Source organism: Hymenobacter agri (genome assembly GCF_054778495.1).
This window is the reverse complement of the sequence record NZ_BAAGZM010001023.1, coordinates 1-991: the sequence shown is the minus strand read 5'-3', so window position 1 is coordinate 991 and position 991 is coordinate 1. Positions and strand designations below refer to the sequence as shown.

The window sequence follows — 991 nt, the reverse complement described above, 5'->3', positions numbered from 1 at the left end:
CACTTCGAGTCATCTCTCATCGAAGGCCACGGGCTGCCCACGCCCACCGGCGCGCCGGTGGTGCACGCCGGCGGCCCGGTGCAAGTGGAACTATGGCCGATGCAGCGGGTATAGCGGCGGGCTACTCGCGCAGCCAGCGCGTCATGTGCGGGAAATCGTCGGTGGTCGTCAGGCCCATCCAGACCAGCAGCGGCAGGCCAGGGTAGATTTTCTGACGGAAATTATCCAGCATCCAGGCGCTCGCGTTGCGGTAGCCATTGGGGTGAAATACGACTTCGGGCGGCACTCCGATGGCCTGGGCCGCGGCGTACGACCACAGCATGGCCACAATTTCTTCGCCGTCGGTGCCTTGCTGCTCGGGCTTGCCGGCCATCACGTTGCCCACCAGTTGGATGCGCTCGGCATCGGGCGTCACGGCCAGGTGGCCAGCCTCGTGTAGGAGGTCGCCGGGGTAGAGGAGCTTGGCGGGGTCAATCAGCAGGCCGCCATTTTCGATGAGGATGCCGGGCAGAAAGGTGTCGACGGTTAGCTCCGCTTCCTGGGTGGGAATACCGATTTCGGCCAGAAATGCCCGCATGGCAGGCACATATGCGTGGGCGGGCGTATCGACCGGCTGGGCGGCCAGAGCGTTGGATAGCATGGCGACGGGGAATGAGGTGGCAGCAGGCCAAACTTAGCTCTGTTTCGGCAACTGGCTGCCACGAGCAGGCAATGGTCACGAGCGGCCGACGTGAGCCGCCCCGGTTCGGACCGTAATTTTGGGACTATGCCCAACGCCTTCGTCCTGCCGCTCCTGCCCGATTTGCCCATTCTCGCGGCGCTGCCCGAACTCCTATCGGCGCTGGCTACCAACGCCCGCGTGGTGCTGGAAGCGCCGCCCGGCGCGGGCAAAACCACCGTGGTACCGCTGGCCCTGCTGGCAGCCGAGTGGCGCAATCCGGAAGATAAAATTCTGGTGCTGGAGCCGCGCCAGCTGGCCGTGCGCGGCGCG

General features: G+C 65.6%; 2 protein-coding genes. One reads left to right on the top strand and one right to left on the bottom strand.

What is annotated here, in order from left to right; genetic code table 11:
• Positions 1–121 precede the first annotated feature (121 nt).
• Positions 122–640 carry a hypothetical protein gene (locus tag ACYVDE_RS24185; RefSeq protein WP_460504075.1) on the bottom strand — a complete coding sequence of 173 codons (519 nt, stop codon included), beginning with the start codon at positions 638–640 and terminating at the stop codon, positions 122–124.
• A 126-nt stretch (positions 641–766) separates the two neighbouring features.
• On the opposite strand from ACYVDE_RS24185, the gene ACYVDE_RS24180 reads away from it, so the two are divergent.
• On the top strand, positions 767–991 hold a 225-nt coding region (locus ACYVDE_RS24180), incomplete at its 3' end, for a hypothetical protein (protein ID WP_460504074.1).

Bases quoted from the DNA above. Each gene is read 5' to 3' on its own strand.
- ACYVDE_RS24185 (WP_460504075.1), bottom strand. From the start codon at position 640: ATGCTATCCAACGCTCTGGCCGCCCAGCCGGTCGATACGCCCGCCCAC.